Source organism: Chitinilyticum litopenaei DSM 21440 (assembly GCF_000428145.1).
Lineage (GTDB): Bacteria > Pseudomonadota > Gammaproteobacteria > Burkholderiales > Chitinibacteraceae > Chitinilyticum > Chitinilyticum litopenaei.
In genome coordinates this window covers 1-3,128 of sequence record NZ_ATZJ01000075.1, presented here as the reverse complement: position 1 = coordinate 3,128, position 3,128 = coordinate 1, and the positions used below count along the sequence as shown (strand labels likewise).

The 3,128-nt window shown below is 58.6% G+C and carries 2 protein-coding genes; both read right to left on the bottom strand.

From position 1 onward, the window contains the following. Window positions 1-92: 92 nt before the first annotated feature. Window positions 93-347, bottom strand: coding sequence for a restriction endonuclease subunit S domain-containing protein (locus tag C515_RS23715; protein ID WP_144290504.1), 255 nt, complete (start codon window positions 345-347; stop codon window positions 93-95). Beyond that, a complete protein-coding gene (locus tag C515_RS0116335; RefSeq protein ID WP_028456383.1) occupies window positions 338-2,731 on the bottom strand; it encodes an N-6 DNA methylase in 2,394 nt (797 codons plus the stop codon). Before C515_RS0116335 ends, C515_RS23715 begins: the two co-directional genes overlap by 10 nt. Window positions 2,732-3,128 lie beyond the last annotated feature (397 nt).

Here is a 3,128-nt window from a genome sequence, read left to right as displayed (position 1 = left end):
GTGGTGTAGCTCTGCTTCGGGATTTTGTACATCGATACCTCCGTATGCCAGTTTATCTGGCTACGCTTGGTATCCGAAATTCGCGGTCAACCTCATAATTTTGCAGCAGAATTTTCCAAGCCTTCCTGAGTAATAAACTCATTCGCTTCAACGATCATGTTGAAGTCAATCTGAGCCGTTGTTATCCAAGGTATTGAACCACCCCACAACGCAGTGTTTTTTCGACTCGGTGTTCCGCCTGAACTAACAGTCGAAATCTCTCCAATCGTTGTCAAACCCCATTCCTCTGGAATTATTCCAAAGTCGGTACGTTTATACCCTTGCGGGATAACTGTGCTCAGTTCCATACCAGCCCCATTTTCTGCAGGTGTTGCGCAACCCTGGCGCTCAGCTCGTCCACCTGCGCTTCCAGTTGCGGCAGCGGGGTGGCGTAGCGCTCGGCCAGCTGGGTGAGTCGACCGGTGAGGGTCTGGCCGACGCGGGTGAGTTCCTGCTCAATGGCGGTGGACAGGGTGGCCAGCCATTTGTCGTGCACGACCAGCTGGCAGACGTCGAGCTGGCTCAAATTCCGGTACTGCTGCACCACCTTGGTATCCAGCACCTTCTGCGCGTCTTTCACCCGCTTGGCGGCGGCGGTTTCCTGCTCTGAGAGCGCGAGCCAGGCGGCGAGCTGGTCGAGTTCGTCCTGCACGTCGGCCAGGTGTTTGATGGCTTTCTGGCGGTCTTTCACGCTCTTGGCGGTGAGTTTGCCCTTGTCGGTGCGGGCGTCTGCAAGCAGGCCGTCGTCGCCGCCGTGTTCTTCTTCCAGCTCTTCGCGCTGGCGCGTGATGTCGTCGCGCAGCACTTCCAGCTCGGCGATTGCGGCAGCCTCAGCGGCAAAGTAGCGGGCGATGACGATCTCTTTTGGCAGCAGCTCGGTATTCAGGGCGTTATCCACCCAGCCTTGCCAGCCATCGGCAATCACCAGCTGCACGTCGTCCTGCATGGTGGCGGCCCAGTAATCCATCAGCTGCTGGTAGAGATCGTAGTTGTCGATCAGCGCCAGGCTGGCGGTGCGGGCGAGCAGGTCTTCACTCAGGGTGTGGATCAGTGCTTTGGCGCTGGTCTGCGTGTAGATGGCTTTGAGCAGGATGGCGGCATCATCCTGCCAGGCACGGAACACGCTGTGCGCCGCATCGACAAAGGCGGTGAATTCCGGGTGGGCGGTAATCGCCGGCTTGATGGCGCTGATTGCCACGCGCAGATCGCTATAGCCGGGGTATGTGCTGGCAGCAAAGAGCTGTGAACGGATACCGGGCAATACCTGCCAGTAGTGATCCAGTGCATCCAGATCGCGGTTGGGGATGCCACCGCGCAGGTGGGCGGCGAGGTCTTGCAGGTCCTCCGGCTCGCTGCTGTCGATGTAGCGCGGCAGGTTGAGGTTGTAATCGTTGGCGGCAATCTCGGCCACCAGCACCAGTCTGGCGTACTTGGGGTTGGTATCGCTCTGGCGGGTGAAGGTGTCGACGATTTTGTGGATGTCCTGCTCGCGCAGACGGTTTTTGTTGCCGTCCTTGATGAAGCCCTTGCTGGCATCGACCATGAAGATGCCTTTCCGGCCGGCGGCCTCGGCCTTGTCCAGCACGATGATGCAGGCAGGAATGCCGGTGCCGTAGAACAGGTTGGCCGGCAGGCCGATGATGCCCTTGATATAGCCGTGCTGAACCAGCTTCTCGCGGATGCGGCCTTCCGCCCCGCCACGGAACAGCACGCCGTGCGGCAGGATGAGCGCGGCGCGGCCGGTGGATTTCAGCGAGGCCAGCATGTGCAGCAGGAAGGCGTAGTCGCCATTCTTTTCCGGCGGGATGCCGAACTCGAAGCGGTCGTAAAGATCGTTGGCGGGGTTGAAGCCGCTGGTCCAGGCCTTGGTGGAAAACGGCGGGTTGGCGACGATGAAGTCGAAGCGCTTGAGTGCGCCGCTGGCGTCCTTGAAGTGCGGGCTGGCCAGCGTGTTGTCCTTCCAGATTTCCGCCGTGGGGCAGTCGTGCAAGATCATGTTCATCTTGGCCAGACCGCTGGTGGCGTTGTCCATTTCCTGACCGTAGAGCGCCAGATCGAAGCCGGTAGCATGCTTGGCTTCGTCGTGCGCTTTCAAGAGCAGCGAGCCCGAGCCGCAAGTCGGGTCGTAAATCGACTGGTCGGCAGATGTGGCGCTGGCAAGGTCGAGCACCCTGGCCATCACGCGGGAGACTTCCGAGGGGGTATAGAACTGGCCCTTTGATTTTCCGGAGTCTACGGCGAAATGCCCAAGCAGGTATTCGTAGGCATCGCCCAGCAGATCGTCATCACCGGCACGTTGCGCCGAGAAATTGAGCGCGGGGTTTTCAAAGATGGCGAGCAGCTTGGAGAGCCGGTCGACCATCTCCTTGCCCTTCCCGAGTTTGTCTTCATCGTTGAACGCTGCCTGGTCGATTACGCCGGTGAGTTCGTTGGCCTCCGCCAGCCGGGCGATGACCTTGTCCATTTCTTCGCCGATTTCTTTCTTGCCCTTCCACTGCAGCATGTCGCTGAAGCTGCCGCCTTCGGGCACGTCGATCAGCGCGTTGCGCTGTTTGGCGTATTTGTCGGAAACGTATTTCACGAACAGCAGGACGAGGATGTAGTCCTTGTACTGGCTGGCATCCATGCCGCCACGCAGCTCGTCGCAGCTTTTCCACAGGGATGAATAAAGTTCGGATTTCTTGATGGCCATAAGGCTTGCCTTGCTGAAAGAGTTGCGCGGCTAAGGCACCGCGCCGGAATGCAGTGATCTTACCCGACTGACGGCGTGCTTTCATCTTCCTGCAGGCGCAGCATTTATGGTTTGCTCAAGCGAACAACGATGGAAATGCCACTTCAACCGAGAATGGTGTGCCGCTGATTCTGCGCACGATTTGCAGTATGCCTTCGGACAAGACGGGAGAAAGTCAAAGGCTAGTTTGCGATCATTGCGTCTTGCTCCTGGACAAGCTGCCTGACCATCAGGCTGCCACCGTCAAACGATGTCGGTGACACAGCCACTCCGGTCAGGATGGCAGATACCGTCTTGCCACTCATCTTGCAACTGCATAATCAGCCTGATACGGCTGACGCGTTTTAAGGACGCCAAA

Coding starts and splice junctions, on each gene's coding strand:
- C515_RS23715 (WP_144290504.1), bottom strand. CDS start 347: ATGGAACTGAGCACAGTTATCCCGCAAGGGTATAAACGTACCGACTTT.
- C515_RS0116335 (WP_028456383.1), bottom strand. CDS start 2,731: ATGGCCATCAAGAAATCCGAACTTTATTCATCCCTGTGGAAAAGCTGC.